General features: G+C 39.5%; 25 protein-coding genes. 7 read left to right on the forward strand and 18 right to left on the reverse strand.

Annotated features, from left to right (window positions below; genetic code table 11):
- Positions 1-76: 76 nt before the first annotated feature.
- Positions 77-244, reverse strand: a complete 168-nt coding sequence (locus tag MKY93_RS16995) for a DUF3954 domain-containing protein (RefSeq protein WP_340760435.1) — start codon at positions 242-244, stop codon at positions 77-79.
- Between the two features lie 70 nt (positions 245-314).
- Positions 315-1025: a polysaccharide deacetylase family protein gene (locus MKY93_RS17000; RefSeq protein WP_340760437.1), complete on the reverse strand. Its 711-nt coding sequence runs from the start codon at positions 1023-1025 to the stop codon at positions 315-317.
- Between the two features lie 396 nt (positions 1026-1421).
- On the opposite strand from MKY93_RS17000, the gene MKY93_RS17005 reads away from it, so the two are divergent.
- From MKY93_RS17005 to MKY93_RS17020, 4 genes are all read left to right on the forward strand, one after another.
- On the forward strand, positions 1422-1757 hold the full coding sequence (locus MKY93_RS17005; protein ID WP_340760438.1) for a L,D-transpeptidase: 336 nt from the start codon (positions 1422-1424) through the stop codon (positions 1755-1757).
- 143 nt (positions 1758-1900) lie between these two features.
- Positions 1901-2323 (forward strand): ferritin-like domain-containing protein, encoded by a 423-nt coding sequence (locus MKY93_RS17010; RefSeq protein WP_340760440.1) that lies wholly within the window; start codon positions 1901-1903, stop codon positions 2321-2323.
- Positions 2324-2348: 25 nt separating this feature from the next.
- Positions 2349-2597, forward strand: coding sequence for a hypothetical protein (locus MKY93_RS17015; protein ID WP_340760442.1), 249 nt, complete (start codon positions 2349-2351; stop codon positions 2595-2597).
- Between the two features lie 123 nt (positions 2598-2720).
- Entirely contained in the window at positions 2721-3101 is a 381-nt protein-coding gene (locus MKY93_RS17020; protein WP_340760944.1) for a DUF1259 domain-containing protein, read from the forward strand.
- A 201-nt stretch (positions 3102-3302) separates the two neighbouring features.
- Here the strand turns inward: MKY93_RS17020 and MKY93_RS17025 are convergent, their stop codons facing one another.
- From MKY93_RS17025 to MKY93_RS17095, 16 genes are all read right to left on the reverse strand, one after another.
- The gene (locus tag MKY93_RS17025; protein ID WP_340760444.1) at positions 3303-3716 is read right to left on the reverse strand and encodes a hypothetical protein; all 414 of its coding nucleotides are present in this window, start codon (positions 3714-3716) and stop codon (positions 3303-3305) included.
- 204 nt (positions 3717-3920) lie between these two features.
- Positions 3921-4172: a hypothetical protein gene (locus MKY93_RS17030; protein ID WP_340760446.1), complete on the reverse strand. Its 252-nt coding sequence runs from the start codon at positions 4170-4172 to the stop codon at positions 3921-3923.
- Positions 4173-4393: 221 nt separating this feature from the next.
- Complete coding sequence (locus MKY93_RS17035) at positions 4394-5104, reverse strand: hypothetical protein (protein ID WP_340760449.1); 711 nt, start codon at positions 5102-5104, stop codon at positions 4394-4396.
- 21 nt (positions 5105-5125) lie between these two features.
- Entirely contained in the window at positions 5126-5530 is a 405-nt protein-coding gene (locus MKY93_RS17040; RefSeq protein WP_340760451.1) for a replication terminator protein, read from the reverse strand.
- A gap of 20 nt (positions 5531-5550) precedes the next feature.
- Positions 5551-5679, reverse strand: coding sequence for a hypothetical protein (locus MKY93_RS17045; protein WP_281250681.1), 129 nt, complete (start codon positions 5677-5679; stop codon positions 5551-5553).
- A gap of 2 nt (positions 5680-5681) precedes the next feature.
- Positions 5682-6149 (reverse strand): hypothetical protein, encoded by a 468-nt coding sequence (locus MKY93_RS17050; RefSeq protein WP_340760454.1) that lies wholly within the window; start codon positions 6147-6149, stop codon positions 5682-5684.
- Positions 6146-7420, reverse strand: a complete 1275-nt coding sequence (locus MKY93_RS17055; protein ID WP_340760456.1) for a replicative DNA helicase — start codon at positions 7418-7420, stop codon at positions 6146-6148. The genes MKY93_RS17050 and MKY93_RS17055 overlap by 4 nt, the downstream gene beginning before the upstream one ends.
- Positions 7405-8211, reverse strand: a complete 807-nt coding sequence (locus tag MKY93_RS17060) for a conserved phage C-terminal domain-containing protein (protein WP_340760458.1) — start codon at positions 8209-8211, stop codon at positions 7405-7407. The genes MKY93_RS17055 and MKY93_RS17060 overlap by 16 nt, the downstream gene beginning before the upstream one ends.
- 11 nt (positions 8212-8222) lie before the next feature.
- Positions 8223-8387, reverse strand: a complete 165-nt coding sequence (locus tag MKY93_RS20465; protein ID WP_445683498.1) for a DUF6906 family protein — start codon at positions 8385-8387, stop codon at positions 8223-8225.
- The gene (locus MKY93_RS17065) at positions 8347-9036 is read right to left on the reverse strand and encodes an ORF6N domain-containing protein (RefSeq protein ID WP_340760460.1); all 690 of its coding nucleotides are present in this window, start codon (positions 9034-9036) and stop codon (positions 8347-8349) included. The genes MKY93_RS20465 and MKY93_RS17065 overlap by 41 nt, the downstream gene beginning before the upstream one ends.
- 83 nt (positions 9037-9119) lie before the next feature.
- The gene (locus tag MKY93_RS17070) at positions 9120-9503 is read right to left on the reverse strand and encodes a hypothetical protein (RefSeq protein ID WP_340760462.1); all 384 of its coding nucleotides are present in this window, start codon (positions 9501-9503) and stop codon (positions 9120-9122) included.
- A 163-nt stretch (positions 9504-9666) separates the two neighbouring features.
- The gene (locus MKY93_RS17075; protein WP_176132606.1) at positions 9667-9810 is read right to left on the reverse strand and encodes a hypothetical protein; all 144 of its coding nucleotides are present in this window, start codon (positions 9808-9810) and stop codon (positions 9667-9669) included.
- Positions 9811-9819: 9 nt separating this feature from the next.
- Positions 9820-10104, reverse strand: coding sequence for a helix-turn-helix domain-containing protein (locus tag MKY93_RS17080; RefSeq protein WP_078818552.1), 285 nt, complete (start codon positions 10102-10104; stop codon positions 9820-9822).
- A 122-nt stretch (positions 10105-10226) separates the two neighbouring features.
- On the reverse strand, positions 10227-10424 hold the full coding sequence (locus tag MKY93_RS17085) for a hypothetical protein (protein WP_078818553.1): 198 nt from the start codon (positions 10422-10424) through the stop codon (positions 10227-10229).
- A gap of 12 nt (positions 10425-10436) precedes the next feature.
- On the reverse strand, positions 10437-10625 hold the full coding sequence (locus tag MKY93_RS17090) for a helix-turn-helix domain-containing protein (RefSeq protein WP_078818554.1): 189 nt from the start codon (positions 10623-10625) through the stop codon (positions 10437-10439).
- 30 nt (positions 10626-10655) lie between these two features.
- Positions 10656-10865 carry a helix-turn-helix transcriptional regulator gene (locus MKY93_RS17095; protein WP_078818555.1) on the reverse strand — a complete coding sequence of 70 codons (210 nt, stop codon included), beginning with the start codon at positions 10863-10865 and terminating at the stop codon, positions 10656-10658.
- A gap of 169 nt (positions 10866-11034) precedes the next feature.
- Here MKY93_RS17095 and MKY93_RS17100 point away from each other — a divergent pair, with 169 nt between their 5' ends.
- The 3 genes from MKY93_RS17100 to MKY93_RS17110 all read left to right on the forward strand — a co-directional run bounded on the left by MKY93_RS17100 (position 11035) and on the right by MKY93_RS17110 (position 13155).
- Complete coding sequence (locus MKY93_RS17100; RefSeq protein WP_078818556.1) at positions 11035-11391, forward strand: helix-turn-helix domain-containing protein; 357 nt, start codon at positions 11035-11037, stop codon at positions 11389-11391.
- 86 nt (positions 11392-11477) lie between these two features.
- Positions 11478-11981, forward strand: a complete 504-nt coding sequence (locus tag MKY93_RS17105) for an ImmA/IrrE family metallo-endopeptidase (protein WP_340760469.1) — start codon at positions 11478-11480, stop codon at positions 11979-11981.
- Positions 11974-13155 carry a tyrosine-type recombinase/integrase gene (locus MKY93_RS17110; protein ID WP_078818558.1) on the forward strand — a complete coding sequence of 394 codons (1182 nt, stop codon included), beginning with the start codon at positions 11974-11976 and terminating at the stop codon, positions 13153-13155. Before MKY93_RS17105 ends, MKY93_RS17110 begins: the two co-directional genes overlap by 8 nt.
- Positions 13156-13397 lie beyond the last annotated feature (242 nt).

Consider the following 13397-nt stretch of genomic DNA (forward strand, 5'->3'; position numbering starts at 1 on the left):
CCCCTTCCAAATAAAAAAGAGGACATCAAACAAGCGTTATGCTCGTTCAATGCCCTCGGTTGTTCCGATAAGCCTATTAAAATTTAAGTATCTGCTCAGATGTTCCAGTACACGGTTTGCCGCCCTGCCAGTTTATGACCTGTTTCCCGTACCCTGCTTGTGGTATTGGGATCTCAATGAGCCTGCCATCTTTTACGATGTATGTGCCATTCTTGCGCAAATCAACTATTGCTGTTTTCTCCACCAGGACCCCTCCTCGATGTGTTATAATAATCCTGCCAAGGACGGGGAGAGATCTCTGTCTTTTCTCATTTTTACTTATCATTACTAATTTGTTTTTCTTGATGTTCAGCGCCTTGTATTTTCATGAGCTCGGAAATGGACACAAACTTATAACCTTCCTTTTTAAGTTCCGGTAGAATTGTTTTTAACGCTTCCACTGTTTGTTGACGATTACCTCCCCCATCATGAAAAAGTACGACATTCCCCTCTTTCGCACCATCCAATACAAAATTCACGATTTTCTTAACGCCTGGATTTTTCCAATCTAAAGTATCTAGGTGCCAAGACCACATGACTAATTTATAGCCCTCTTTAGTCACTGCTTCCACTAGTTCATCGGTGTATAATCCTTCGACAGGTCGAAATAAAGTAGTTTGATGTCCAGTGATCGCTTGAATTGTCTCGTGAGTTTTCCTTATCTCCATTATCAACTCAGATGATCTCATATTTCGATTGTGCGTGAATGTATGATTAGCTATTTCGTGCCCCTCGTTATACATACGAATCAATAGATCTGGGTTCTTTTCAGCATTTGCCCCAACCACAAAGAAGGTCGCATTTGCATTATGATTTTTCAAAACATCTAATATTTCTGCCGTATACTTCCGATGAGGACCATCATCAAAAGTTAAAGCAATCACCTTCTCTTCCGTATTGATTTCCCAAAGGATTTGTCCTGCTTCCTCATAATACTGTCTTCCCTTTTCGGCATACGTACTTTTAATTCCCCAAAATAGCAGCATAATGATTAATAAAGGAAAAGTCGCTTTTTTCAAAATCTCACCTCTAACCAACAGTTATTTGTTGTTAGTATTAATCGGTTCATCAAATAAATGCCTGTATCTTTTTGGGTTTTTCACTCGCTAATTTGTGCATGTATACCTTGCAATACTCCTAGCAGCAGCTCCCGCATGTAGCTAATTTAATAAATTGGATTTTTGCTCATGTTCCTCTCCTGTTGTCCATAATTTACAAAGTTTATTTATAGCCGCAATCGCAAACACTTCATCTACACTAAATGGTGAGTCTGAGCCGCTTTAAGCGGCCTTATTATCTCTTTATCTTTTGAAACAATTCCTCTTTTTTTAGCAAACGCCTTAGTTACTCCATACATTAACTAAAAAAGGAGTTGGCCCTTCATGGCGAGACGGATTGACGTGTCAACATCAAACCATCGTTTAAAACTCTTTGATGGAGACAGGCTGATAAAATCTTATCCAATTGCTGTAGGGAAAATATTGTCACCAACCCCATCTGGGATATATACGATTATCAATAAGCAATATAATCCCGGTGGTCCATTCGGAATATTTTGGATGGGTTTATCGAAACCTCATTACGGTATACATGGAACTAATAATCCAGCTTCTATCGGTAAGAACGTATCACATGGATGTATTAGAATGTTTAATCACGATGTTCTAGATTTGTCATCTAGGGTTCCGCTTGGTACCAAGGTTTTTATTCATAAATGACTCTACTAAACTTGAACCCTATACTGTGCAGGTTGTATGAATACGTAATTTCTTGGGGATGTTCATTGGTCTTCACTTTCGATAAGACAAGGTTCCTTTATTTAGGTTTAGTCATACAGTAATAAAAAAGGAGTGACACGAAATTGAATCAAAATACTATAACTTCTGTGGAGTCAGACATTTTAAATGATATTTTGAAAGCAATCAATTCTGAGTACACTACAATTTCATGTTATGAACTCTTGGCAAATCAGGCGCCGGATTCTGAAATAAAAGATCGTATTCTTGAAATTAGAAATGATGAAATCAGGCACTATGAAACTTTTTGGTATCTTTATATTTCGTTAACAGGACAGGAGCCTACTCCCCAGATAATCAAACAATGTCCTTCAGATTTTAAAGATGGGGTAGCCGCTGCCTTCATAGATGAACAGGAAACGGTAGACTTTTACCATGACGTAGCTAGAAAAACAGATAACCAGGCCGTTAAAAATGCTTTCACACAAGCGTCAGCCGATGAACAAAATCATGCGGTTTGGTTTTTATACTTTTTAAATCATGATTAATGCTAAATGATGGAGGTTTAAGAAAATGGTTAATGACAATAATCCGCAAATTGATATGATAGTTGATACCCCAGACGTACTTTTAGGAAAACTTACAGTATTTTGTTCTGCCCTTTCTAAGTTAGCCGAAAGTATTTTGACTCCAACACCAAATACTGTATTGGATCATCCAGAATATGCACATGCAAAAAAACAGCTAAAAAAAGAAATTGTTATATTAAAAAAACAAATAGATCAGTTAAATTATCAAATTACTAAAATTAATAAATGTTAACTTTATCAACTCTGAAAAAGCAGATTCTTTAAATATAAGCTTCACAAATGAGCGAAGTATCTCCATTCTGTGTATGCAACGTTTTAAATACTAAAAAGAATAGAGGTTTTCTTATTGGAATATATGAGCCTTTGTCATCAATTTGCTGGGATCGTGAATGGCAACCCTAAATTTGAGCAAGGAGTCTGCTCTGTAAATATAGGACGTAACTTTCACTTAACTATCCAAGGTCGCGTAAGTAAAAGTGCGCTTCCAGCAGGAATAACATTTGAGTCACTTGATGCTCAAGGAAATGCACTAAACCTTGCAGAAGTAGTAGTCCTTCAAGAAGAATTGCCTCTGTTTGTTGATACCCTCGCAAAAAACGGATTAATCGTGAGCGCAATTCATAATCATTGGATTTTTACCAATCCAACTATTCTATATGTTCATGCTCAATCTGTTGAGCCGCCACTTTCTTTTGCGAGAAAATTTGCGGAAGCTTTTAAAACTTTAAAGCATTGACATAGAAATTAGTACCGCAAGAATTATCGAAAACTCTGTAGGTTCCAACTATCATGCCGGTTTTTATATTTCGCATTTTTCATCCAAAATTTACTATGTTTATTTACAGCCCCACTCGCTAAAACTGTAGTCACACCAAATGGTGAGTGTAGACCGCGCTTTGCGGTCTGTTTTTTTAATGTGCTTCATCTTCGGAATACGTCACAGTTTTACAATGCTTGTCGCTAGTTTTTTAGCATCGGCAAGTAACCTTTTGTACTCATTCTCGTGTTCTGAACTGTTCACTGTTACAGAACCATCTATTCCAAAGTTATCGCTGAGTGCCATCTCCGCACGAATACCCATACTGTCCTCGTAAGAACACTGGATGCCAACTACTCCGCCTAGCATCATTATTTCTTCACCGCTGTTTGATTTCATGTCTTCTTTTATATTGTTGTACGCCTGTAAAACCTCTTGACTACGATTAGAGCCGCGACTTCTTTCGAAATCATCAAGTATAGATACTACCTCCAATATTTGTTCAAAGTGATCAACTTCGAGTGTCGCAATATCTTCATCATCGTCCCAACCAACCGTACAGTAAATTTGCAATTCAAACTTTATCTTTTTCATTTTTTCCGCCCTTTCTTATGTCGTATTTTCCGTCAACTATAAATTAAAATATAGCGTTTTATTTTCCCGCATTTGCTGCATGTATAAATTTCTTTCTTCATTCTTTCGCCTTTTATCTGCAATTGAAGAGAAAGCTTATGCTTACAAAACTTCTGTTTTAGCATTTTCAACATTCATTCACCACTCCATATAAAGTACTCTTCATCACCCATAAGCCAAACCTTCATTCCAGTCGACTATTTTTACTGGTCCATCAAACAAACCAATTGTTTCTTCCTTCCCCTCTGTCGTCTCATAAAGATAATCATATCCATGCAACGTAAAGTGGATTCGATCAGCAACGGCAGAAGGAGTGTGACCGCTAGTGATACGCAACCAATGGAACCCTGAGCTCAATTGACAATAAATTAACTCGCACTCCGCATCAAGAAGATCATCAAATGATAACTGATTCACAAGCAACAGTCCTCCTTTTCTGTAATTTCCTGATGGAGTAAGTAGCCCATCGCTGAAGCTACTAATAATAGTGCGCTACATACAATCCAATAGAATCAGTTTGTGAAATTATTCCCTGAAATTCCCCTTTCTTTTCAAACAGTTTTTATCATCTGCTGAAAGTAAAGCGGCATAGCAATATGCCGCTTTGTGTACTTTAACTCAAGGTCTATCGTTTCTTATTACGCTATAATAACCACTTTCTTTTCTTTAACCAATTCAGCAAGTTCTAGCTCAAAATAAGCTTTAATATTATGCATAGCATTTAATTCCCACGCTCCACCATCTGCTTCAAAAAGCGCAACGTTACCGCCTTCCCGAAGTCTCAGAATGAAATCCGATTCTGGCTGATTGATTTCGACAAATGAACGGTACGGCTTCAGTGATACTGGATTTGGAATAGTGTCCAATCCCCTTGTTGCAACACCTTGATTCACTGTTACATGCTGCGTAACGCCATCGTCGCTTTGAGCAAGTGAGTTTTCTTCAACGATTGAACTAATTACTTTTAACACAGTCGTTTTCGTATCACTACCCACAAAACATGCCTGAACCATAATATTAAATGCTTCACGACTCATGAATTTTTCAAACGTGATATCCGGCAGCAATGCCTTTGCCTGAATATAATTTCGGCGATCATTTTCATCGTTAAGTGCATCGTACACATTAACTTCTGTCGGGGAGGCAACTTGAATCATGATGGGGCGTTCGTGATCAAAATTGGATTTGATATAGTCGACTATTCCAGAAAGGCTCTGGATAGTGATCGTCCTCACATCCCTTTCCACATTTAATCTGTGTAGTTGCTTAGTCGAGTACGTGCGTCCCTCCGCTTCTACTGTTTCTGGTCGTTTCAGTTCTAGCAAATACTGTGCAAATTCTTTTAACATTTCCATTACCACTTTCTTTTTTTATTTAAAGTTAACGACTTTTTTGTCGGAAGCTTTCGATTTTGGTTCTTCTTCTATTTTTTCACCAACATCATCCCTGACATCGCCTTTGTCATCAAAATACGACTGGCCTTCCACTCCGCTCATGAGCTCTTTTCCTACTACTTTTCCATCATTGCTCATGCCAATAAGTATCTCTGTTCCGATTGGCTCCGGTGGCGCGATTGTTGATTTAGTTTCAACCTTGATGTCTGCCAGATTTCTTTTTTCATTTGGTTTTAGCGAGACAGTCAATGTAACCTTCCGAGCTTTTTTAAAATCCGTATTTGGGTCAGCGATATTATCTAGCACGCGCTGCAGTTCGACATTAAACTTCTCTTGAACAGCTCCCCCGATAAATTTATTTAATTCAATATTGTTTTCCATAATTTTCACCTCTTTATTTTTTACACTGCAAATAATTGATCGTACAAATTCACAAGTTCTTTGTCGCACAAATCCTCTAAATAAGACAAACCATAATTCTTTTTCAAGTGGATGGCTGTAATCAAAGCACCGCGTTCTTCCTCCGGCATAATCACACCCCCATTCTGTACAGCACGTGTTCGTTTGCTTTGGCATGTCCTACATATGCCGGATATTGGACAATGCTTTTCTTCAGTTCGTATAAGTTTTTTTCTTTTCCAGTTTCGGCAAAAGCCATGATTGGAATCATTAAGCGATCCGCCCTTGTGATTCTTCCCCCTTGATCTCGAAAAAGATTGGAATGTAACCGATTTGCGTCTAGTGCATTTTCTGCCAAATGAAAGGCGAACCAATCTTTCCGTTGTGTCTCAATTACAAACAATTTAATTCTGCCAATGCCAAGCATGTTGCTTTCAATCAGTTGATTTATGACTTCGTCCTCATACTGCAGCATCTTCAACTTTTCACTATCATCATTAGGTTGTACCAATTTATTACTAATCGCCCAGTATACGCTGTGTGCTAGTCTGGACAGATCGAGCTCCACGGCATAATCAAAGATATCTTTGACTGTAATCATGCCGATCCACTTCCCCGCGACCAATCAATGTTGTAAAGTTTACCTGTGTCTTTGACGTAAGAAACAGTTGCAGTCCCAGTAGGTCCATTTCGATGCTTTGCGACAATGATTTCAAGTAGGTTTTGATTTTCTGTTTCCTTGTCGTAGTAATCTTCGCGGTAAAGAAAGGCGATCACGTCTGCATCTTGCTCAATGTTGCCTGAGTCTCTTAAGTCGCTCATAATCGGGCGCTTTTCATCCCGCTTTTCTACCCCTCTGGATAACTGCGATAAAACCACAACCGGACAACCAAATTCTTTCGCCATCCCTTTTAGGTCATAACTGATTTGGCCAATTTTTTGCGTCTGATCTTCGCGCGGATTATCCGGTCTGATCAGCTGCAAATAATCGATATAGATAATCGGTTTTTTATCCGCGTTAGATTTAATGATCTGCCGAGCTCTTGCTTTAATCTGAGCTACCGACAATCCGCTCCGGTCGTCGATTTGGACGTCTGCATTCCCTAAATAACCAAGGGATCTGCTCCAACTATCTTTTTGTTTCGTGTCAAAATACTCATAAGGATTACGCATTCTTAAACGGTTATATCCCCCGGAGACTGCGATTAATCGAGTGATCATGGATTTACGATTCATTTCTAGAGAAAATATAATCGGCAGATGTCCAGCCCATCCGGCGTGTAACGCCAAATGATTCAGCGTGTCCGTTTTACCCATCGAAGGTCGGGCGCCGATAATGGTCATTTCTCCGTCTTGGAAACCGTTCAACAGCTTGTCCAAATCATCCAGTCCTGTCGTTGTTCCGGGATCCACTTCGAGTGGATGAAACGGCAATTCGAACAGCTCCACTAAATCGGATTGGATTGAAGCGTCATCCTGTGGTGTGTTCTCAGCTTGCAGATCGTCAAAGGATTTCTGGATTTCTGCGATGTCCCATTTTTCTGTTTGAGCCTGTTGCAGCAATCGGTTTTTCTCGCTTTCTTTCCATCCGGTGATCAAAATTTCCCTGTACTCATCGAATCGTGTGGAATTCGCGAAGTTGTTTAACTCTGAAAGATAGTTGGCGCCTCCCAATTCGGATGGTTCGGCCATCGTCAGAATCGTTATATAATCGACCGGACGGTTTTGTGTAGCTAAACGACGCATGCAGTTGAAAATGCTTTTGTGCATTTGTTTAGAGAAGAAGTCCTCTTGTATCCCGCTATCCAAAATTAAATAATTTTCTTTCAACATCGTTCCCAAAATACTTTTTTCTGCTAATTCGATTCCCATTGCTCTTCTCCCTTTCCAAAGTCTAGCTGTGGCGCTCTAGGCTGATCCGCTCTAACTGTCTGTTTATTTGATTGTTGATTTTCGTTTAAGTAATTTTCAAAGTTCTTAGGACTGAACAAGGTGGACGGACGCAGGTAGGCGTTCCAGTAAGCGTCATTCGACCATTGCTTAACTTTCACATCGATCACCGCTTTGAATTGATCTACCGTATATCCCTCAGAAAGTCGGGCATTGATAAATCTTCTGGAAGTCTTCGACGTTTCTTTGAACGACTTTCCTGCTTGTCCATTCAAGTAATTGATAATTTCAGAAACAGTGTCGAGATCATTCTCGACTTTATATTTCTTAGTACTCTTAATCTCTTTAGTTATTGCTAGGTGCATTTTGCCCTGATCACACGATGCATCTTGCCCTTCTCCATCGGTGCATTCTGCCCCATTCGAGGGGGCGTTTTGCCCTGTCGGTGAATAGCATTTGGAATAATTAACCCTATACCATTTACTCTTGTCCATTTTCATTTTGTTATGGGTGGAAGTCGATATCACGTAACCCTCTTTTTCTAGCTTCCTCATGGCTCTTTTGATAGTGTCAACTGACCAAAAGGGGAACTCTTTTTCCTTCCAGTCCGGGTAGGTCCTGACGACCCACTTATGACCATCTTTCTCCTTGTTGGAAATCAGTGACCGGAAGTGTAATTGTTGTAATAAAATAGCTTCATTCAGCCCCACTTGCATTGCCAATGAAGGCAGTACTTGCAGAGGGGGTTCGCTGATTAGTAAATTCGGATTCATGGCTAGCCCTCCTATGGCGCTGGTAGTACTTTTGGTTTTCCGGACTCCCTGTGAACAATCACCCATCGATCTTTCATCTTCTTGCTAATCAACCAATTTGAAGGAATGAGATTAAAAGATTTAATATAGTTGCATTCAGCCACTGTTGGCTTTCGACCTCGTTTCAATCGCTTCACCTCCCCAATTAGCCACAAAATTCAATGCGTCTAATAGCTGATGCCTTTTAACATCACGATAAGACCCCACGTGATAGCGCTCACGGATGGATCGGTGCAACGCCCGAAATAATACCGGACGTGCGCCAGGCTCTTTGTGCGACAGTTGATACACTCTTTCTCCTACAGCGTTACGCAGTCGTATCTGTTCCCTTGCTGGTAGGGTTACTTGCTTTATCTGTTCCTCCAAAGCATCCAACCTACTTTCTATTTGATAGATTACTTGATCAGGTAAGGCATGCTCCGTATTGTCGGGACCCCTCAAAACTGAATGTCTCTTGGCGAGGCTGTAATAGTTATCGATCAACATTCGGTACGCTTCCCAAGCGCGATCATTGTTCAGCGACTTGGCGTGTAACCATGCGCCGTGTTCAGTCCAGAGGTACAATGTGGAAACAAACTTAAGGGTCGCGTCATCTTGTCGGGTAGCTTTAAATTGCTTCAAATCTTCCCCTGTTAGTGCGAAATAATGCTTACCGATTTCATAGCGCTCATTATTGCGCTGGAAGTTACGCGTGACTGTCTTGTCAGTAGTGTCAAACGCTGCGGACAGTTGCTTAGTCGTTAGTACTCGTGCATCTTGATAATTTATTTCTTGTAGTTGCTGCATGGGATTGTCTCCTTCCCCTTGACATATCTCCTGTAATCTACGATAATTACAGGAGAACATTTGTTTTATATTTATTCAATCGCTCATTCGCAGGCCAATGCGAGTGGGCTTTTTTTATTTACTGATTCAATCCGATAAATTCCTTCAGAAGCATTAATGATTTTCTTTGTGTCATCCAACCATCGATCAGACACTCGTCCGCGCAGTAACTCGATTTCATTACTGTGTACATATGCCCTGAATACGACACCTTCGATTTCTGTTTCTAATACAACAGGGGTTTCGGCATTATGCCGCTTTACCATATCTGCGTGTTCAAACTGTGCAAGAAACTCGACAGGCTCAATAAGAAACCTACATCTTCCATTCGTTTGGCTAATGTCCAACGAATACACTGTTCCTCCGGAATCATCCATAACCGAGTCAATTTGTTGAGCCAATGCGATCAAATCATTGATCTTTTCCATTTTGCATCTCTCCTTATTTTTAGTAGATGGTTGAATCCCATCGAGTAGCCCAGAAACTAGAGTGGTATTTACCATTAATTTTGGGGGAAAATTTCGGCAGATCCTGGACTACTCGACAGGAGCCAAAGCTCCGTCTTTGTGTTATAATGTATTTAATCAAATATCATATTTCTTTAGCACAGCTGATTGACGCGCCAACGTCGATCGGCTTTTTTATTGTCATAATATCGATGCCTTCTAGCTGCATCTTTTCCACGAATTTCGCTAATTCTTTTCTTAATTTCTCCGACTGTTTTTCTTTCTTCATGACTGCCTCCTATAGAAATTTAATAAATCCTCCTACAAACTTTGTCAGCATATCCGCTAACACCACAATGTCTACGCCGTTAACAAATGCAATGCCTGCTTCCAGAGCAGTTGTATTTTTCGACATTTGAGCACTAGTTACTTGTAGCCACCTTATAAGGTCATCTGCTTTCAGCGCTCTTTCTCCGTTTTCAAGCTTAGAAATGGTCGGCCTTGAAGCTTGCATAAGCGGGGCCATTTCTTCCTGTGTTAAATCCGCTTTCTTTCTAGTTTCGCGCAAATACCCAATGTCCATAGCAACTCACTCCCCTGAAATGTTCCGATTTCGAACATGTTCCGAAACGGACCAACATTCTTCATATGAATCTAGTAATATAATTAATGAAGGTAAGTAAAAGATAATTCTGTATTTCCTCGCTACGCTCCTCTCCTTGCCTGGCAAGATTGCCAATGTATTCTGTCATTCACCACTTTTAATTCCCCAGCGAACTTCGCCAGCAGCCCGAGACGGAACTGCATCACTTCACTAGACGGACTGTTGGCAATTATCTTCATTTCTTTGTTCATCAGCCTTATAAGCCGCTTTTTTTCTGGACAAACTTGTTGACGAATCATACAATGCATCTCCTATCCAATTTTTGATTCACTTTCTTCCCCACCAGAAAGCCACCTTTCGATCGTGCCACGATGAAATAGAATACATCCCCGTGCTTTCTTGTGTGGAATTTCTCCCTGGCGAACCATCGTATAGACGGTTGTCTTTCCTACACCTATCAATGCTGCTACTTCTTTAACTGTAAGTGTGATTTTCTCCATTCCTCTCACCTCCTATCCAATTCCTTTTTATTAACAAACAGTTAAATCCTCACTTAAAAAAATTTTATCAGGAGTTGTTCCAAGAATTTCTGCAATTTTTATTGCCGTTTCATATGAAAGGCCTCTTTTGCCATTCTCAATCATCCAATAAGATTGAAAACTAACTCCAAGCTTAGAAGCCATATCTTGATATGAAAGGCCGTTTTTCTTCCTAACAATCTGCAGGTTTTCAAGTTTCATTTCACTCACCTCTTTTAACTTGGTGTTAAATACATATTAGTTTAACTCACTGTTAAAGTCAACAGTTTTAATTGAATTATTTTCTATTTAGTTAAATTGTGTTGATTATCACCTTTTTCAGTTCAATTTAACGTTTTGTTAAATTATAATTTAACTAAGGAGTGATTAGATGTTAGGTCCACGATTAAAAAAACTCAGGACAACAAAAAAATTAACGCAAAAACAACTTGCGGAAAAAATTAATGTAACAAACGTTTCAGTTTCTGGATATGAAAGTGGTAATCGTTTTCCTGACACTGATACATTGCAACGATTAGCTGATTATTTTGAGGTGACAACAGACTATTTACTAGGAAGATCAGATAACTCACACATGACAGCTGATGAAGAATTCCAATCGTTTTCCAATAATCCTAAACTTGAACATTTTTTTAAGGACATTGAAGCTAGTGATGAACAAGAACAAGAAGAACTACAGCAAATATGGGAGATTATAAAACAGAGAAAACGCAACGAAGATAAATGAGTTTGTAGTAATGCTGCATAAAGATGCCCTATTGCGGGCTTTTCTTTTACGCTCAACGAGAACATACATTCTAAAGGGGTTATTTCATGACACAATCGCATCTGGAAGATTTTATAGAAAGTTTATTAAAAGAAATCGGGGTTTTCAAACCTATACATCTAAACAAATTTTATATAGCTGATATGTTAGGTGTGTACTTGCACTTATTGGAGGTACGGAGCAGGGGTTTATGGGACGGTGATATTTATTACATCTTCCTGAATCCTAACCTAAGTAGACAACAGCGATGGCAAGATTTTGGTCATGAACTCTGTCACGGATTGCGTCATGCTGGGAATCAAAAATCTATGCCTTCATCTTTTAGAAAATTACAAGAATGGCAAGCAAATAATTTTATGTACCATTTTTGTGTACCCACATTCATGCTCAGAAGCATACAGCTACCATCCGATCAACGATTTGCAGCTGCATTAATTGCTGAAACATTCAACGTAGAATTTTCATTCGCGGAAGAGCGATTGAAAAGATACTATCAAAAAAACATATTTTTGCTAGACCACACTATGAAGGAGGGTGAGAAGCTTGGCTAATATTGAACAACGTGGTGAGAATTCGTACCGCTTTACTGTGTATCTGCCTAAAGATGCAAAAGGGCGATATCCTAAAGAAAGAATGACTTATACTGTCGAAGGCAAATATACACCCAAACAGTTACAAGAGCATTTGGATCACGAGTATTTGAAATTTAAAGCAGAAGTACTTTCTGGTAACTATGTACGTCCTGAAGCCATGACCTTTTCAACCTTTATAAAAGAATGGGATAAGAAGTACGCTTCCAAGCTCGCTAAGACGACGCACGGCAATCATGTCAGGAAACTGGATCTTCATATATTACCTGAAATAGGTCATATGGAGATGTCACAGATCAACGAGTTTATCCTAATGAAACTGTTAGATGGATTACAACGCAAGGATGGACAAGATGGTGAGTTGTCCTTTCATTCCAAACGAGATGTATATCGAACGCTAAAAAGCATTTTTAAATATGCTGTTAAGTGGAAAGTTTTGAGTCAGAATCCGATGGATGGTGTTGAGAAGCCGAAAGCTAAAGATACAGAAGAAGAATATCAGGATCTGCAAGTGTATGACGAAGATGAAATTGCACAGCTTATGGAAATCATACAAAACGAATTGCCCCATTGGCGAGCAATGTTTACACTGGCTCTGGCCGCGGGTATGCGTAGAGGTGAACTATTAGGCTTGCAGTGGAATGATATTGACTTTGACAATAATCAAATCACTATACACACGACAATTGTGCTTACCAAAGGTGGTCCTCACATTAAGAGGACAAAAACTAGGTCATCAAAGCGTACAGTTACATTGCCACTCAGCATGATGGAAGAACTAAGAACTTATCAAAAACACCATAAAAATACTCGGGAAGATTCTGGAGAACGGTGGATAGAGACAGAATATGATTGGGTGTTTTGCCAATTTAATGGTGAACATATGTATCCTTCCAGCCCTTCTAATCGATGGGCTAAGATGCTACAGAAACATAATTTCCGCTACATCCGTTTGCATGATCTGCGCCATACATCTGCCAGCCTCCTGATCGCTCAAGGCATCCACGCGAAAATTATATCAGAACGGTTGGGGCACTCCGATATATCTGTTACAATGAACACATACGGTCATGCATTTAAGTCAGCGGATCGAGCAGCTGCCGAAAAAATGGAAAGCATCTTTTTGAAAAAGTAACTGGGGTTAAATTGGGGTTAAAATTCTCACTAAAGCATAATAGCTCACGATAAATGATAACAATCGAACTGAAACGAACTGCTTTATAACAGCATTCGTACCACTTCTCACTAATTGTTGAAATGGGAAAGACCAGATTCGAGGAGTGGTGGTTTAAAACTTTCTATGACTAAATTACGGCAAAGACGGCTTTTATAACGAACGAAAACACCTTTCACATGATGTGAAAGGTGTTTTTTGTA

The sequence above is a fragment of the Sporosarcina sp. FSL W7-1283 genome, assembly GCF_038003105.1.
Classification (GTDB): Bacteria; Bacillota; Bacilli; order Bacillales_A; family Planococcaceae; genus Sporosarcina; species Sporosarcina newyorkensis.